At 37.6% G+C, this 16,152-nt stretch carries 12 protein-coding genes, 1 pseudogene and 1 riboswitch; of the genes and pseudogenes, 6 read left to right on the top strand and 7 right to left on the bottom strand.

Annotation, left to right across the window (positions count from 1 at the left end; all coding sequences use genetic code 11):
* The first annotated feature begins 49 nt into the window (after positions 1–49).
* Positions 50–259, top strand: a riboswitch (Lysine riboswitch).
* A gap of 106 nt (positions 260–365) precedes the next feature.
* Entirely contained in the window at positions 366–1,739 is a 1,374-nt protein-coding gene (lysC, locus tag RT723_RS02330) for a lysine-sensitive aspartokinase 3 (protein ID WP_315945742.1), read from the top strand.
* Between the two features lie 22 nt (positions 1,740–1,761).
* Complete coding sequence (locus RT723_RS02325; protein WP_315945741.1) at positions 1,762–2,922, top strand: biotin/lipoyl-containing protein; 1,161 nt, start codon at positions 1,762–1,764, stop codon at positions 2,920–2,922.
* A gap of 157 nt (positions 2,923–3,079) precedes the next feature.
* Here the strand turns inward: RT723_RS02325 and RT723_RS02320 are convergent, their stop codons facing one another.
* Positions 3,080–4,891 carry an acyl-CoA dehydrogenase C-terminal domain-containing protein gene (locus RT723_RS02320; RefSeq protein ID WP_315945740.1) on the bottom strand — a complete coding sequence of 604 codons (1,812 nt, stop codon included), beginning with the start codon at positions 4,889–4,891 and terminating at the stop codon, positions 3,080–3,082.
* Positions 4,892–5,030: 139 nt separating this feature from the next.
* On the bottom strand, positions 5,031–6,020 hold the full coding sequence (locus tag RT723_RS02315) for a 2-hydroxyacid dehydrogenase (RefSeq protein ID WP_315945834.1): 990 nt from the start codon (positions 6,018–6,020) through the stop codon (positions 5,031–5,033).
* 136 nt (positions 6,021–6,156) lie between these two features.
* Here RT723_RS02315 and RT723_RS02310 point away from each other — a divergent pair, with 136 nt between their 5' ends.
* The 3 genes from RT723_RS02310 (at position 6,157) to RT723_RS02300 (ending at position 9,282) form a co-directional block, all read left to right on the top strand.
* The gene (locus RT723_RS02310; protein ID WP_315945739.1) at positions 6,157–7,029 is read left to right on the top strand and encodes an NAD(P)-dependent oxidoreductase; all 873 of its coding nucleotides are present in this window, start codon (positions 6,157–6,159) and stop codon (positions 7,027–7,029) included.
* 860 nt (positions 7,030–7,889) lie between these two features.
* Complete coding sequence (locus tag RT723_RS02305; RefSeq protein WP_315945738.1) at positions 7,890–8,537, top strand: YkgJ family cysteine cluster protein; 648 nt, start codon at positions 7,890–7,892, stop codon at positions 8,535–8,537.
* Positions 8,538–8,646: 109 nt separating this feature from the next.
* A complete protein-coding gene (locus RT723_RS02300) occupies positions 8,647–9,282 on the top strand; it encodes a hypothetical protein (protein WP_315945737.1) in 636 nt (211 codons plus the stop codon).
* A gap of 30 nt (positions 9,283–9,312) precedes the next feature.
* Here RT723_RS02300 and RT723_RS02295 read toward each other — a convergent pair.
* Positions 9,313–9,588: pseudogene (locus tag RT723_RS02295) on the bottom strand (transposase); the annotation flags it as partial.
* 141 nt (positions 9,589–9,729) lie between these two features.
* A complete protein-coding gene (locus tag RT723_RS02290; RefSeq protein ID WP_315945736.1) occupies positions 9,730–11,346 on the bottom strand; it encodes an NAD(P)/FAD-dependent oxidoreductase in 1,617 nt (538 codons plus the stop codon).
* 233 nt (positions 11,347–11,579) lie between these two features.
* Between RT723_RS02290 and fdxA the strand changes: the two genes are divergently transcribed.
* Positions 11,580–11,903 carry a ferredoxin FdxA gene (gene fdxA / locus RT723_RS02285; RefSeq protein ID WP_315945735.1) on the top strand — a complete coding sequence of 108 codons (324 nt, stop codon included), beginning with the start codon at positions 11,580–11,582 and terminating at the stop codon, positions 11,901–11,903.
* Positions 11,904–11,942: 39 nt separating this feature from the next.
* Here the strand turns inward: fdxA and RT723_RS02280 are convergent, their stop codons facing one another.
* The 3 genes from RT723_RS02280 to RT723_RS02270 all read right to left on the bottom strand — a co-directional run bounded on the left by RT723_RS02280 (position 11,943) and on the right by RT723_RS02270 (position 16,009).
* Entirely contained in the window at positions 11,943–12,674 is a 732-nt protein-coding gene (locus RT723_RS02280; protein ID WP_315945734.1) for a TrmH family RNA methyltransferase, read from the bottom strand.
* Positions 12,675–12,833: 159 nt separating this feature from the next.
* The gene (locus RT723_RS02275) at positions 12,834–15,149 is read right to left on the bottom strand and encodes a carbohydrate binding family 9 domain-containing protein (RefSeq protein ID WP_315945733.1); all 2,316 of its coding nucleotides are present in this window, start codon (positions 15,147–15,149) and stop codon (positions 12,834–12,836) included.
* 140 nt (positions 15,150–15,289) lie between these two features.
* Positions 15,290–16,009 (bottom strand): substrate-binding periplasmic protein, encoded by a 720-nt coding sequence (locus tag RT723_RS02270; RefSeq protein WP_315945732.1) that lies wholly within the window; start codon positions 16,007–16,009, stop codon positions 15,290–15,292.
* Positions 16,010–16,152 lie beyond the last annotated feature (143 nt).

The raw sequence follows: 16,152 nt of genomic DNA, 5'->3' as shown, positions 1-16,152 counted from the left end.
GTTATATTGTTTTATATACAAAACGTATAACCACAGGCCTTAATTGGTCTGTACCGGAAGAGGAGCGTTAGTCAGGTAGTTAATCCGAGAAACTCAAATTTCAATGACGATTAATGATGGGAACTAACGCCGAGGAATTTCTAATTTTGAGTATTAGACGTTCCGGCTGCTTGGGCTGAATCCCTGCAGTTGTCACCTAAGATTTAATAGCCCGCACCATATTAGGTGCATGTTATTAAGGTGGAGAGCTTCTGGCATGTAAAAGTTTTCTTTTAATTTATCTCCATAGATAGAGTAATAAGTCAGTCCTATGTATGCCGCGTTCCCCTTAATAGTTACTAAAAATATATTAAGGAAAGACTTAAATGTCTCAAACAAATAATTCTACCATCGTTGCCAAATTTGGCGGTACTAGCGTTGCTAACTTCGCAGCAATGAGCCGATGCGCAAAAATCATCATTAATAATCCCGATATTCGTTTAGTTGTTGTCTCAGCCTCAGCAGGTGTCACTAATTTATTAGTTAAACTTGGTAATGAAGTATTAAGCAGTAATGAAAAAGAAAGTGTTTTACAACAAATACGGAATATTGAAAATGCCATTTTAAATGATTTAGGCCGTCCTATTAAAGTGGAAGCTGTGATCAGTCAACTACTTGAGCAATTAGCTGAAATTGCATTACATCCATTATTAGTTACCTCAACCAAACTTAAAGATGAGTTATTGTCTTTTGGTGAGCGTATGTCTAGCGTACTGTTTGCAGAAGTAATTAACCAAGTCTCTGGTGAATCACTTGCGACGGCATTTGATGGACGTCAGGTATTAAAAACAGACTCGTCATTTGCTAAAGCTGAGCCGCAATTAGAGGCAACAAAAAAACAAGCCGAACAAATATTGAAACCTTTATTAGATACTAAAGTTGTTATAACTCAAGGCTTTATTGGTCAAGATAACTTTGGAAATACCACAACTTTAGGTCGTGGTGGCTCAGACTACAGTGCCGCATTATTTGCTGAAGCAGTTGATGCGTTTGCATTGCAAATTTGGACAGATGTTACCGGCATTTATACAACGGATCCTAGGATCACAGATAAGGCACGTCCAATCAGTGAAATTAGTTTTGATGAAGCTGCCGAAATGGCAACCTTTGGCGCTAAAATTTTGCACCCAGCAACGCTTATTCCAGCGATTAGAAGTGGTGTAAAAGTATTTGTTGGTTCAAGTTTAGAACCGGATGCGGGCGGCACTTGGATTTCCAAAGATGTTGATTATCGTCCAGCATATAGAGCGGTAGCTCTTAGAAACGAACAAACCTTATTAACTGTAAAAAGCCCTGAAATGTTACACGCTACGGGTTTCTTAGCGCGGGTATTTGCTATTTTAGCAAAACATAAATTGTCGGTTGATTTGATCACTACCTCAGAAATATCAGTAGCGTTAACAATTGATAACCCACCCAATACACCTGTTGCCGCATTATTGGACGCTTGTGTAAACGATTTACGTTCATTTTGTGATGTAAACGTTGAGTCTGATCTGGCGTTAGTCGCCGTGATTGGTAATCACGTTGAACATGATGATAACAAAGGGGGCGCAGGTCGAATTTTCTCATCCATTGGGGAAGATAAACTACGTCTTATTTGTCATGGTGCTAGTGAACACAATGTTTGTTTCTTGGTTAAACAAGAAAATGCCAAGGATATTGTTCGTCAGATACACGACTATTTATTTCCAGCTTAATTTAAATAAGTAAGGACTTAATATGGTTGTCGTAGAAAAAGACTTAGTCACGTTAAATCAAGATATTGCAGGACAAGAAATAGGCATACCAGTTTACCGCATTTTTGATAAAAGCATTGTTAACAAAACCAAGGCGGCGGGATCTGGTAACAAGCCTGTGCCTAAAGTCTATATACAGAGCGCCGTACACGCTGCAGAAATGCAGGGTAGTGCGGTGATCTTTCGTTTAATAGAACAACTTAAAAAACTAACCTTATTTGCCGAATTCACACTTGTACCAAATTGTAATCCATTTGGCCGAACGCAGCGTGCGGGTGAATATCTACAAGGTAGATATGACGCGACAACAGGCAATAACTGGAATCGTTTTTATCATTACGATGAAACAGACGTTGTTAGTTTTGTGGAATCCCTAGAGCAAGCGGAAATTGATTTAATCAAAAGTGGTTCAGAAACAAAATTAGTTCGTTCGTTTAAGTCATTTTTAAAACATAAACTAGGTTCAAAATTAGATAAAGACTGGGGGGTTAATACAGCTCAGTTTTTAAATACAACATTACAAGAAATTGCAGTGGATGCGGATATTGTTTTGGACTTACATACAGGTCCATCATCAACAAGGCATATCTACAGTCCAGAGTTTTTGGCAGGACAAGCCACTGCGTTTAACATTGAAAACATAATATCTATCCCACCTAAATTTGCAGGCGCATTAGACGAAGCGAGTTTTACCCCTTGGGTACATTTAACTGAGTTATTTGCGGACAGAGGTATTGAGCTTAAATACAAAGTCAGTGCTTTTACCATTGAACTAGGATCGCAGGAAAATATCTGTTTAACCCAAGCGTTAAGTGACAGCGCAGGCATATTAAATTATTTACAACAACATCATTTAGTTGAAGGTTTTGTTGGTGTTGAACCTGTAGATATCACAACAACCTTGTTAAAGAACTATAAAACTTTGTTTTCCAAACATGCCGGTATGGTGGAATATTTAGTAAAAGCGGGTGACAAAGTAGCCAAAGGCCAAGTGATAGCAAGAGTATTAAACTCGTTAGAATTTGATACTAAGCACGCTATTGTGGACGTAAAAGCGCCAGATACGGGAACGGTTATATTGCATTATCCCTCCGCTGCTGTGCAGGTAGGCACTCAGTTATTTAAAATAGCAGTGCATGGATAGCGGTTAATTGGTTATTTGGTTAATAGAAACGTAAAAACGAGAAACGTGTTTCGAGTAGATAGTCTTTAACTGTAAAATAAAAAAGGTCATTAACTTTTAGTTAATGACCTTTTTGTTTTATGAATTTTAGCTTAAAACAAAGTGGATAAGCTAACGATTAAAACTGATCTTCGTTGATTCTCATTAACGAGGCGGGACTAGTCATCATTAATTTACTGTGAGTGTCGATTCTTGGCAGGATTCGTTCGTAATAAAAACGAGCGGTTTTAATTTTAGAACGATAAAACTCTAAGTCACCTTCACCTTGTTCAATTTTCTCATAGGCGGTCTGTGCCATTTTTGCCCACATATAAGCCATAGTGATGTAACCAGAATACATTAAGAAATCAACAGAAGCAGCGCCAACCATATCCCGGTCTTTACGCACTTTTAACATGATCCTATAAATATATAACTGCCACTTTGCGGCTTCTTTGGCTAACGGAACAATAAATTTGTTCATTTGTTTTTTATGCGGATTGTTTGAAACAACACTTTTATCTTTGCAATAAGATAAGATCTCTTTTATAAACAAGGAAAGCTGCTTCCCACGGTCTAACATCACTTTACGGCCTAATAAGTCCAGAGCTTGAATACCGGTAGTACCTTCATACAAGCTGGATATACGAACATCACGTAAATTTTGCTCCATGCCCCATTCTTTAATATAACCGTGACCGCCAAATATTTGCATACCAAGATTAGAAGACTCAAAACCAAGCTCAGTTAAAAAGGCTTTGGCAATAGGGGTTAATAAACCAAGTTTATCATCTCCTTTTTGTCTAACTTCTTCTGTTGCGCCATTGATAAATTGGTCGGCAAATAATCCAGTGTAATAGATCATTGCTCTACCACCTTCAACAATGGCTTTTTGTGTTAACAACATACGTCTAACATCTGGGTGTACTATGATTGGATCTGCGACTTTTTCTGGGTATTTTTTACCAGACAATGAACGCATAGATAATCTGTCTTTGGCATAAGCCAAACTTGATTGATAAGCGTTTTCAGCGGCACATACGCCTTGTAATGCAGTACCCAATCTTGCTGTATTCATAAAGGTGAACATGCATTCAAGGCCTTTATTTTCAGGCCCAATCAAAAAGCCTTTAGCGCCATCAAAGTTTAGTACGGCAGTGGCGGAAGCTTTGATGCCCATTTTGTCTTCAATCGAACCACATAAAACTGGGTTACGTTCTAATAGTTCGTTGTTTTCGCCAACATTAAATTTAGGAACGATAAACAATGAAATACCGCGCGTACCACTTGGTGCGTTGGGTAAACGTGCTAATACGATATGAATGATGTTTTCTGTTAAGTCATGTTCACCGGCAGAGATGAATATTTTACTGCCAGTAATGGCAAAACTACCGTCATCATTAGGGACAGCTTTAGTTCTTACTTGACCTAAATCAGTGCCACATTGAGCCTCGGTTAAACACATAGTGCCTGACCAAGTGCCTTCGGTTAATTTAGGTAAATAAGTTTGTTTTTGTTGTTCAGTACCATGAGTAATGATGGTATTCATTGCCCCTAAACTTAAGCCTGGGTACATGCCAAACGACCAGTTAGCTGAGCCCATCATTTCAGACTTGATAAGCCCTAATGATTGAGGGAGACCTTGACCACCGTATTCGGTATCAAAAGAAAGACCTTGCCAACCACCTTCCACATACATGTTGTAGGCTTCTTTAAATCCACTTGGTGTGGTGACATCACCATCTTTAAATTTACAACCTTCTTTATCACCTGACTGGTTGATAGGAGATAGCTCGTTTTCACAATACTTAGCACACTCCTGTAATATGGCGTCGACCATATCTGGAGAAGCATCTTCGTAAGAAGGGAATGAGGCATAATGTTTTTCAAATTTGAATACGTCGTCGATCAAGAATTTAATGTTATCGATAGGGGCTTTATATTGATGCATGATTTGAATTTACTCATTTAGTGAATCAAGTGGTCGGATTAGTCTATAGTGCAACTTTTTTTAGTTTAGGATAGTTTTAATCTTAATGCGTTAATGTTCACCAATAACGCGAGAATAATTTTATATCTTCAACATGTTATTAAGTTATTTCATTGTGATTTATCTTCGATTCAGCAAACAAGGTCAGGTTAGTAATGGTCGTTTTAGCGATTTGTGTTAATGCTTCACCAGTGAAGAATCCTTGATGACCAGTAATGATCACATTAGGGAAAGTAAGCAAACGTTGAAAAATGTCATCTTGAATAATGGACTCGGAATGATCTTCAAAAAATAACTCACTTTCCTGTTCGTACACATCTAAAGCCAAATGGCCGATTTTGCCAGATTTCAAATGTTTTATTAAACTCGCTGTATCTACCAGTCCACCGCGACTTGTATTGATGATCATCACTCCATCTTTCATTGAACTAATACTTTTATCATTAAGCAAATGATGAGTTGATTGATTTAAAGGACAGTGTAATGAAACGATATCTGCTGTTGTCAGTAAGGTATCTAAATCGGTATAAGTAAAGTCAATGTCTTGCTGTTTTGACGTATTTTGAACAGGATCAAAAGCAATGACGTTAGCGCCAAAGCCTTTCATTATCTTGGTTGTGGCCAAACCAATATTACCTGTTCCAATAATACCTATGGTTTTTCCATGAATATTAAAACCCAATAAGCCAGCTAAACTAAAATTGCCTTCTTTGGTTCTGTTAAACGCTTTATGTATGTGCCTATTCAGAGTCATCATAAGCGCAACTGTATGTTCTGCAACGGCTTCTGGACTATAAGCTGGAACACGGGCACATTGAATGCCAAGTGCTTTGCATGCCTCCAAGTCTAAGTTATTAAAACCTGCGCATCGTAAAACAATAAATTTCACGCCATTTGCTTTTAACTCAGATAATACATCTTGGTTAAGTTCGTCATTTACAAATACACAAACAGCATCAAATCCAGCGGCTAGTTTTGCGGTGAGAGACGTTAACCTGTTTTCAAAAAAAGTAATGGATATGTTGTTAGTGGCAGAAGCCATCAAACTGCTTTTGTCGTAACTCTTAGTACTAAATACCGCTAATTTAATTGGTTTCATTCACATCAATCCTTGTTTTAACTTATAGCATTATCATTAGTGTATTTGAATTTAGCAGAAGCCATTAGATTTAAATCAATGTCAGTGTAATAATCGCGTTAATTGTTTGATTATTTAGGAAAGTAAAATGAAAGTGAGTTTTATTGGTTTAGGCGTTATGGGTTATCCGATGGCTGGCCATTTAGTTAAGGCTGGTCATCAAGTTACCGTTTATAACCGTACTTTAGCTAAAGCTGAAAAGTGGCGAACAGAATTTAATGGCAATTTTGCGAACACCCCTAAAGAAGCAGTACAAGATAGCGAAATTGTTTTTGTTTGTGTTGGTAACGACGATGATTTACGCCAAGTTATGTATGGTGAAACTGGTATTTTGGCAGGTGTTAAATCGAATACGTTAATTGTAGATCACACAACAACCTCCGCCGATGTGGCCCGTGAAATATACGCAAAAGCCAAACAACAAAACGTGAGTTTTATTGATGCACCGGTTTCAGGTGGTCAAGCGGGGGCTGAGAATGGCGTTTTAACCGTAATGGTTGGCGGTGATCTTGCTGACTATGAAAAAGCAGAGCCTATAATGTCGGCCTTTGCTAAATTCTCAAAACGTTTAGGTGAGGTAGGTGCAGGGCAATTAACCAAAATGGTTAATCAAATATGCATAGCAGGCGTGGTGCAAGGTTTAGCAGAAGGTTTACACTTTGCTCGTTCAGCAGGATTAGACGGTCCAGAAGTGATTGAAACTATTTCTAAAGGCGCAGCAGGTAGCTGGCAAATGGAAAACCGTAACCAAACTATGTGGCAAGGTGAATACGAGCACGGTTTTGCTATAGATTGGATGCGTAAAGACTTAGGTATCGCTTTAGATGAAGCCAGAAGAAACGGCTCACATTTATCACTTACGGCTTTGGTTGATCAGTTTTACTCAGAAGTACAAGCTCTTGGTGGTAATCGTTGGGATACATCTGGGTTGTTGGCGAGATTAGAGAAGAATAGAAAGTAGTGAGGGGAGTTTGATGGTGTAGATTGTCAGTTTCCGACACAACTTAAATATCTAAATTAAAAGGGCTGAAGCCTTTAAAAGCTAATAAGTTTTATACACCTATTGCTAAGTTGTGGTTTTTTATGATGTTTGATCTGTGCTTTAAGGTTTCGCCCCTCGGCGAGTTACCTTTTTGCAACAGCCCAAAAAAGCAGGGGCTTTGTTTTATATTTTAAAAAAATAAAAGACTGTTTCACCTGCGGCGACCATACCTTTTTCAACAGCCAAAAAGGTAGGCCAAAAGGCCGCCCGTAACCAAATATCAATTTGTATTAAATACTAACTTTTATCATCAAATACGGAAAAATATTCATCCCTGAACATTTTCCTCAATCGGGCATCCATGCCCGACCGATTTGGAAAAGTTATATTTAACACAGATATTTAAATCGGGAGGAAAAAGCAAAAGCAAAAGCAGTTCCACGCTTTAGATAAATTCTAAGTAAATTGTTAAAAATCTAAATGTTTGCAAAACAGTTAAACATAGGTTTAAGTAAAAACGTCTGAATCAGTCGGAGTTTGGCTCGTTTTGCAATATGTAAATATGGCTCGAATAAGTAGCGGCTTTTAATAGAGTTTTGATTTATAAACTAAATAAAACAGAATACTGTTTACATATCGAGCAACGAACGGCACGTTATGTAAATGGCTAGTTTTATACCAGCTAAAAATAGATTGTTTATGGTTAAATCAATTGCTAAGTTATTACTGTTCTTATAAATAATAGAAATAAAAATGTTTATTAGCGTAATCACACCGTCTGTGGATAATTTCCTTAAACAGGAATTCGCGTTAATACGCTGTTAGAGTAATGCATCGCAATGAATAAGATACTGTATAAAAACAAAGCATCACTCAAGAAAAAACTTGGTGTCAGTAAAAATCCAAGGCTTCTCATACATGCGATAAATGACTTCGAAAAAAATACTGATCTTTTAGTCAGCGATAGAACCTCAAGTAAAGAGGTGTCGTTTGATTGCAAAAAAGGCTGCAATATTTGCTGCAATCTCAGAGTAGAGGTCTTACCCCCTGAAGCCTTTAATATCGCCACGCATATAAGGTCTTTGCCTGAGAATGTTCAAAAAGATTACCTAATAAAGCTTAAAGATCATAGTGAGTATGCCGTAGGGAAAAAGTTCGTTGAGTATAATAAACCATGCCCATTCCTTACTAGTGAGGGATCGTGTGGGATTTATAGTGTTCGCCCTCATAAGTGTAGGGCATACCTATCTAAAAGTGTTTCTGCTTGTAATTCAGACCGAGACGCAGACGAAGATCAAAAACTTAGAATGGCAACAAGTCAATTAGCGAATGATAGCGTACAAATTTACAAGTCAAAAAAACTAATTATGCACCCTATAGAGCTTGGGCAAGGAGTACTCACCACCTTAGAAAATAAAGAAATAGAGACTAAATGGGCAAAAGGAGAGCAGGTTTTTGAATTATTACCAGAGAAAATCCTACTCTAACAAGCATGTCAACCGGACAGATTTTTGCTACGCTCTTTTGCACATTTCGCTTCGCTACATTTTTGCACAAAAGTGCTTCACAAAAAACTGCCGGTTACATGGGCGTTAAATGCCCAGCAACAATGGAGTAAATTCAAATATGGAAAAAGAATATATTGCGGCCGCAGCAACAATAATTGCTGCTCTTGTAACCCTATTTGGGGCAATTTATGTCCACCGAAAAACAGCAGAGAATGCTAAAGCATCAGAGCATGCAAACAAAGAGATATCCCGTATAGCCAGAGAATCATCAGAACAGCATGAGAGAAGCCTATCAATGCTTAATTCAAGGCTTGAACAAGCTGTGCACAAAGCAAACAGTACATATTCTAAGAAGCTTGAAGTTCTAAGTTCGGCGTACAACCTTTTAGGGTCAATTAAATTCTTAGTGGAAAGTTATTTGACGCCATATACCGAGCATTCTAAATCTGGTGACCCTGAAAAAATGAAGGATGCATGCCTTCAGTTTGAAGAGCTTCGGAAATATCATATGTCCAATGCAATATTCTTCGATAGTGATGATCAGCTTGGTAGCTCGATGGGAGAGATCATGGGAGAGTTAAATCGAATTAACAATCTAGATAAATCTTCTGAAGGTGCTGATGATTTTTGGCGTCAGCAAGTCAAAGCATTTCAAACAGTAATTGAGCCATCTATTTCTTCAGTTAAATCTCAGTTTAGAAAGTCATTACAGCTTGGAGAATAAGCTTTTAACAAGAGACTATGGCATCAATAGTTAATTTTTAATGACTGGCGCCTCCCATAAAACACCATCCCTTAACATCGAATTTAAGATCACAATCATCTTTCTAATACAGGCAATAATTGCTACTTTTTTGGGTTTTCCAGCCGCGACTAACCGTTGATAAGTTTCTTTAAATACAGGGTTACTTTGTATCGCTGACATCATTGCCATGTATAAAACCGTTCTCACTTGATGACTCCCACCTTGTATTTTTCTGTGTCCTTTGTACCTTACACTTTCTCGGTTCATTGCTGCAACTCCGACTAAAGGGAAATAAAAGGGCCACCCACCTTAATTTGACAGATGTTTAAACTCATGTGATTGTATTTAAAGTGGGTGGCTCTGTTATTCTTGCCCTAAAGCCCTAAAGCCCTAAAGCCCTAAAGCCCTAAAGCCCTAAAGCTGCTTTTAATCTATCTTTAAAATAGACTTAGCCACAGCCTCTGCCACTTTAATACCATCGATACCGGCAGACAATATTCCACCTGCATACCCAGCGCCTTCGCCTGCTGGGAACAATCCTTTAGTGTTCATGCTTTGGAATTCTTTATTACGTTTTATGCTGATTGGTGATGACGTTCTGGTTTCTACACCGGTTAATAAACCATCTTCAGAGGCAAAACCTTGAATTTTTTTATTAAACGCTGGGATTGCTTCACGAATTGCGTCTACGGCAAAGTCAGGTAATGCTTTGCTTAAGTCGGTTAAGGTAATGCCCGGTGTGAATGATGGTTTAACATCACCTAATTCTGAATCTGGTTTACCTTTTAAGAAATCACCAATAGTCTGTGCTGGAGCGTTGTAATCTCTGCCACCAAGTTCAAATGCTAAGCTCTCTAATTCTCTTTGCAAGTCTATGCCGGCAAGAGGGTGGTTTGGGTAATCTCGCTCTGGGTCAATACCTACGACAATAGCGCTGTTGGCGTTACGTTCGTTTCTTGAGTATTGACTCATACCATTGGTTACAACACGATTTTCTTCTGAACTTGCGGCTACTACGGTGCCGCCGGGACACATACAAAAGCTATAAACTGAACGGCCATTGTTACAATGATGAACGAGTTTATAATCTGCAGCGCCTAATATTTCGTTACCTGCGTTATCACCAAATCGGGCTTGGTCAATTGTGGATTGTTTATGTTCAATTCTAAAACCAATAGAGAAGGGCTTGGCTTCAACATATATGCCTTTATCAAATATCATTTGAAAAGTATCACGAGCGCTGTGGCCAACAGCTAACACAACATGGTTACTATTAAGGGTTTCACCGGTATTTAAAGTAACGCCGGTGATCTGTTCGTTAGTAATATGTATGTCGTCTACACGAGTACCAAAACGAATCTCACCACCAAGTTCGATGATCTCAGCACGCATTTTTTCAACCATACTTACTAATTTATAAGTACCAATGTGCGGTTTACTGACAAATAATATCTCATCTGGCGCGCCAGCTTTAACAAATTCAGTCATGACTTTACGGCCATAATGATTAGGATCTTTTACTTGGCTGTATAACTTTCCATCTGAAAATGTGCCTGCACCACCTTCACCAAATTGCACGTTAGATTCTGTGTTAAGTTTACGTTGACGCCAAAAACCAAAAGTATCTTTGGTTCTTTGTCTTACTTCGTTGCCACGTTCAATGATAATCGGTTTAAAACCCATTTGCGCTAAAGTAAGACCCGCCATGAGTCCACAAGGACCAAAACCTATAACAATAGGGCGCTCAGTTAAGTCTTTTGGTGCATTGCCAACATATTTGTAACTGGTATCTGGCGTGGCCTTAACGTGTTGATCGGTTTCAAACTGAATGAGTAACTGCTTGGTTAATTCAGCGTCATTTAGTGTCACGTCTAAGGTATAAATTAATTGGATATTTCTTTTATTACGAGCATCGTAACCACGTTTAAACACAACAAATGATGCCATTTGCTCAGGAGAAATTTTTAGTTTTGTCGTTATTGCAGTACTTAGTGCTTCTGCTTCATGATTTAACGGCAATTTAATTTCAGTTAAACGTATCATTGGTTACCCATATAACTAGTGTAGAAAATAGTCGCGCATTTTACTGGTACTGGTAAAAATAAGCGAATAATTATTTATCCTATTGATAACAACTTTTATAGATCGCAATTTTATCAGGTTATGGTCTTGTTCATGTTAGTCGTGATTTTCTATTGTAGTTTGAAAACGATTCAGTATGATCCGCAATCTTGAGAATTAAAGGCTCATTGGTTTTGTGACATTAGGGGAGTTTTATGGCATTTATCGTTGGTGATAATTGTATTAAATGTAAATACACAGACTGTGTTGCGGTTTGTCCTGTAGACGCATTTTTTGAAGGTCCAAATTTTTTAGCTATTGATCCTGTGATTTGTATCGATTGCAGTTTATGTGAGCCTGAATGTCCTGCCAATGCTATCTTTCAAGAAGACGCTGTACCTGAAGATCAAATTGAGTTTATAGAATTAAACGCAGAACTCGCACATAACTGGCCTGTGATCACGGAAGTAAAGCCGGCGCCCGCCGATGCAGATAAATGGAATGGAGTGCCTAATAAACTGGCATTGTTACAACGTTAATAATTTATTTACCAAGCCATAAACCAGACTATTAAATAATTATTGAGCCCTAAACATATTATCTAAGATAATGCCCGTTGCCATTGCCACATTTAACGACTCAGCTTGACCAAAATTAGGAATGGTAATTGGTGCGTTTACGTATTGTCCTGCAGTTTCGCGTATACCATGAGATTCGCTACCCATCATTAAAATAGCATCGTGTTTAAAACTCACCTTATGTACGTTTTCACCCCCTAAATAGGCACCATAAATCACACGACTGTCGTTATTTAAATATTCAGGTAAATCGGTTAAGTACACATTCACGCGGGCAAAAGAACCCATAGTGGAACTGATGGTCTTAGGATTAAAAGGGTCAGCACAATCGTTACTGCAAACAATATGTTTAATGCCGTACCAATCAGCTACTCGAATAATAGTGCCCAAGTTACCGGGGTCTGACACGCCATCTAATGCGAGAGTCAGGCCTGAACTTGGTGGCACGGCCATTTGTGGAATACTAACAACGGCAATAACACTATTGTTAGACACTAAAGTGCTGACTTTAGTTAACGACTCTATATCAGACTCAATAACGTCTACTTTATTCAGCATGGCTGAGTTGGTTTGAATAAACTCAGCGGTGGCAAAGATTTGTTTTATAGTTAAATCAGACTTTAATAGCTCAATTACATTTTTTTCACCTTGCACTAAAAACTCACCCAGCGCTTTACGCTGCTTTTTTTGGCCTAACGCCCTGATGTGCTTGAGTTGGTTTTTAGAGATCATGAAAGCCTAATAAATATTGTGAGATGAAAAGTAATAAAACAGGAAACATTCTAACATCAAGTAAGTGGAATTATTAATTGATAAATCACTTTAGACTGTAAAATTAAGTAATAAAAAAGCCGCTTAGTAGCGGCTTATAAACAATTTATTTACGGCTTATTATCTTAACCAAGCATAACTCATTTTTAAAAATACACTTCTGCTGTCTTTGGTAATGTCTTCAAGGGCATCGTCTTGATAACCGCCGTCTGAGTAACCAACAAAAAATAACGTTTGTGGATTTACCTTATAAGAATATAACAACTGAGTAGATAAGCTTTTATAGGTGGCGTTGTAGTCATCAGGGTTATTATATAAATCTAAATTTCGACTGATGTCCGCATACACAATTGATAAACGTAAGAAACTACGAATAGAAAACTGATAACTAAGACGATAATCAGTTAATTTTGCGACTAACAAATTAGAACCACCCTTTGAAAGGGTACGGTAGTTAAAGGTTAAGTTAGATTGGGTTCTAGTATTAATATTCCAATTAAAACCCGGTTCCATAGAGAATGAATCAACAAGTTGATTGTTGGCGTAATCTATTCTTTTACCTGTTTCAAAATAATTACCAAACCAAATATCAGCTGTCGCTTGAAACTCACCCCAGAAGGTGAACATTTTTTCATCAAAAACATACGTGTTATCTTTTAGTGATAAAACAGACGTATCTATTCTACTTGACGTATTTTCTCGTATTACTATGCCAGGACGGACATAAGATTGTTTCGGGCCGTTGACACTGAAATAAATTTCAAACTCTTCTTCAATTTTATCGCCATCTTGGTTAGTACTTATATCCCAATCACCATTAACTTGAATTCGGCTCCACCAATCGTCTGTATTGCCATGCCAATTATATCCACCGCCAACAATGTTTTTGATGTAATCGGTATTATTAAAAAACGCTAAGTCGGCTCTAAAATCTTTGCCTATATCTTGACGAGTAAGTCGAACAAACCAATCTTTGTTTTCGTGTCGGTAATCGATTTCATATGACGTATCACTGTTATTTAAGGTTTCAGCTCTTAGGGCTTGTTCGTCACCGTAATCACCAGTCTTCATATCATCAATGATATAGCTGTCTATGTCAGTCGTAGAATTCATTATTTGAACATTGAAGGTGTCGCTGTCTGTTAATTTATATTTACCATCAATACTGGTGATAATGTTGCTGTAACTGTCTGAATTACGTAACGTGGATGTCGCTCCTATTAAGGTTTCTTTGTCGACGGCATAACGATACCTGAACGCACCATTTGTACTTTCTTCATCCAACTCATACAAACTAGAACCTAAGTTACCCGGCAAGATAAAAGTGGTGGATTTATCATTAGCAATAAAACCCGCAAAAGAGTGTTGGTCTACTTTGCCTGCTAACTTCGCACCAAAATCAGGGTTGTTGATATTTCTGGTGTAGATAAGATCAACAGGAGTAGAGAAAGCGTCTTCGTTAGCCAAAAAGAATGAGCGTTTTTCTGGTGTAAATAGAGCGAAGGTATTATTGACATTTAATTGGCCTGAATCGGCTTCAACTTGGGAGAAATCTGGATTAAACGTCGCATTTAATGTGGTATCTGGTGTTATTCCCCACTTTATGTCTAAACCTACATCTGTATTTGTTTCAGTATCCCAATCATTGGTTTCAGATAAGTCACGATACTCAGAACTACCGCTGACAAAGGTGGGCACGAATGATAAGTTCTTACCTTGTTTGGCACCTTTAAAACCCTGAAGAGTCGGCATTTGGCAAATAAAACATGAGTTATCATGATCTATTTCCATATGGGAAATCCTCAGTTGAGTATCTCTAGGGTAGAACCGAACAAATTCCATCCCCCATTGTTGAATATCTAATTGATCATTAAAGTTTAACGTTCTTAATGGAATGGCCACTTCAACAATATAACCAAATTTAGTGATCCGTCCGGCAGAGTCCCAAATAACATCCCAAGAAGAAGATTCGCTTTTGGTGAGTTCGTTCTCTAAAACGTCTGATTGTGTTCCAAGAGGGTTAATAAAAAACTGGTAGGCTAGGGCATGATCGTTATAGGTATCTATCTTTATTGCAACTCGGTCGTCCCCCCAGTTTTTGTCTCGGTCAGTTAAACGAGCTCTAATTTCGTGTGGTTTAGGATCAAATGCTTTAAAAGCAACATAAAGGGTATCGCCATTTTCGATAACATAGGCTTCTGTTTTTACCGGAGCCCGAGTATTTTCGTATGGCCAAGTTACATTATTCAACTCAATTTTTAATGCTTTTTGCCAAATGGCTTCATCGATATGCGCATCAACCTTAATTTTTTTATCGGTTTTGGGCACTTGCAAATTGGAAAGGTGGGTGGTGTTTGTCGTGATAATTTCGGAAGAAATAGCCATAAAAGGCAAGGTTAAAAGCGAAAACAAAATAGATTTAATACGAATTTTCATAATTATCTTAAATAGTTAATTCTAATAGGAAAAATTAGGTCAAGCTAATACCCAAAAAGTTGTTCGCATTATAATTAGTCAAATAAATTTTATTGGGAAAATAAGATAGATTGCTTTGATAAAGAGATAAGTGAATTTATTTAATGCTTAAATTTACCTGCCAAATTTGCACCGCAGTTTACTCCGCTCATGATTTTATTTATATCGTTGTTTTTACTGAAGTTTTTAGAAAAAGATAAATAAGACGGAATTTTTTCATCAGAAAAAGAAACAAATGTAAATTGATCGGCTAATTGTGACTGTTGAGCCGTGTATTTAATAATGTGGTAATCGCCAACCAGATAGTCAATTCGGCCTTGTTCTAACATAGCTAAACCGCTGGCAATATCTTTGACTAAAAATAGATCTACATTTCCAAGGTTTACTTCATATTTTAAATTTTCAGTTAATGTCGTGGAGCGAACTTTCGCGATAATTTTTTTATTCGCCACAGCCTGTTTGAAACTAACAAAAGAGGACGTTTTTCTCTGCACTAATACATCATCTAGAAAATAAACCAATGGTTCGGTTGGGTATGAAAGGTATTCAGCTCGTTGTTCTGTATACATGGTTGGCATTAATGCATTGATGCGATTGTTTTTAACTTCTTCTAGGGCCCTTGCCCAAGGTAAGACTAAAACTTTGTATGAGTAATCTGTATTTACATTACTTTTAAGACAATCAACAAATAGACCCGTAGGTTTGTGTTCGTTGTCTAGGTAAACAAAAGGGAATATTTCAGGTGCCGCAACAGTGATTTCTGTAGATTGTGTTTGACTAGAAAATGGAATGAAAACAAAAAGTAATAAATATCTAAGCACTAAGTAAACTCTGAATTGAAATGGGACAAAAGTTATATAACGGAAAGGTAACTTTTTAACAGCCAGATAACAACTTTTAACTGAAGTTTAATTAAGCTAAATGGGGGAGATTGTAAACTTCATTGAGGTTTAATAAGGGCTTA

This window comes from Psychrosphaera aquimarina (assembly GCF_032461525.1).
GTDB lineage: Bacteria > Pseudomonadota > Gammaproteobacteria > Enterobacterales > Alteromonadaceae > Psychrosphaera > Psychrosphaera aquimarina.
This window is presented reverse-complemented; position numbering and strand designations above follow the sequence as displayed.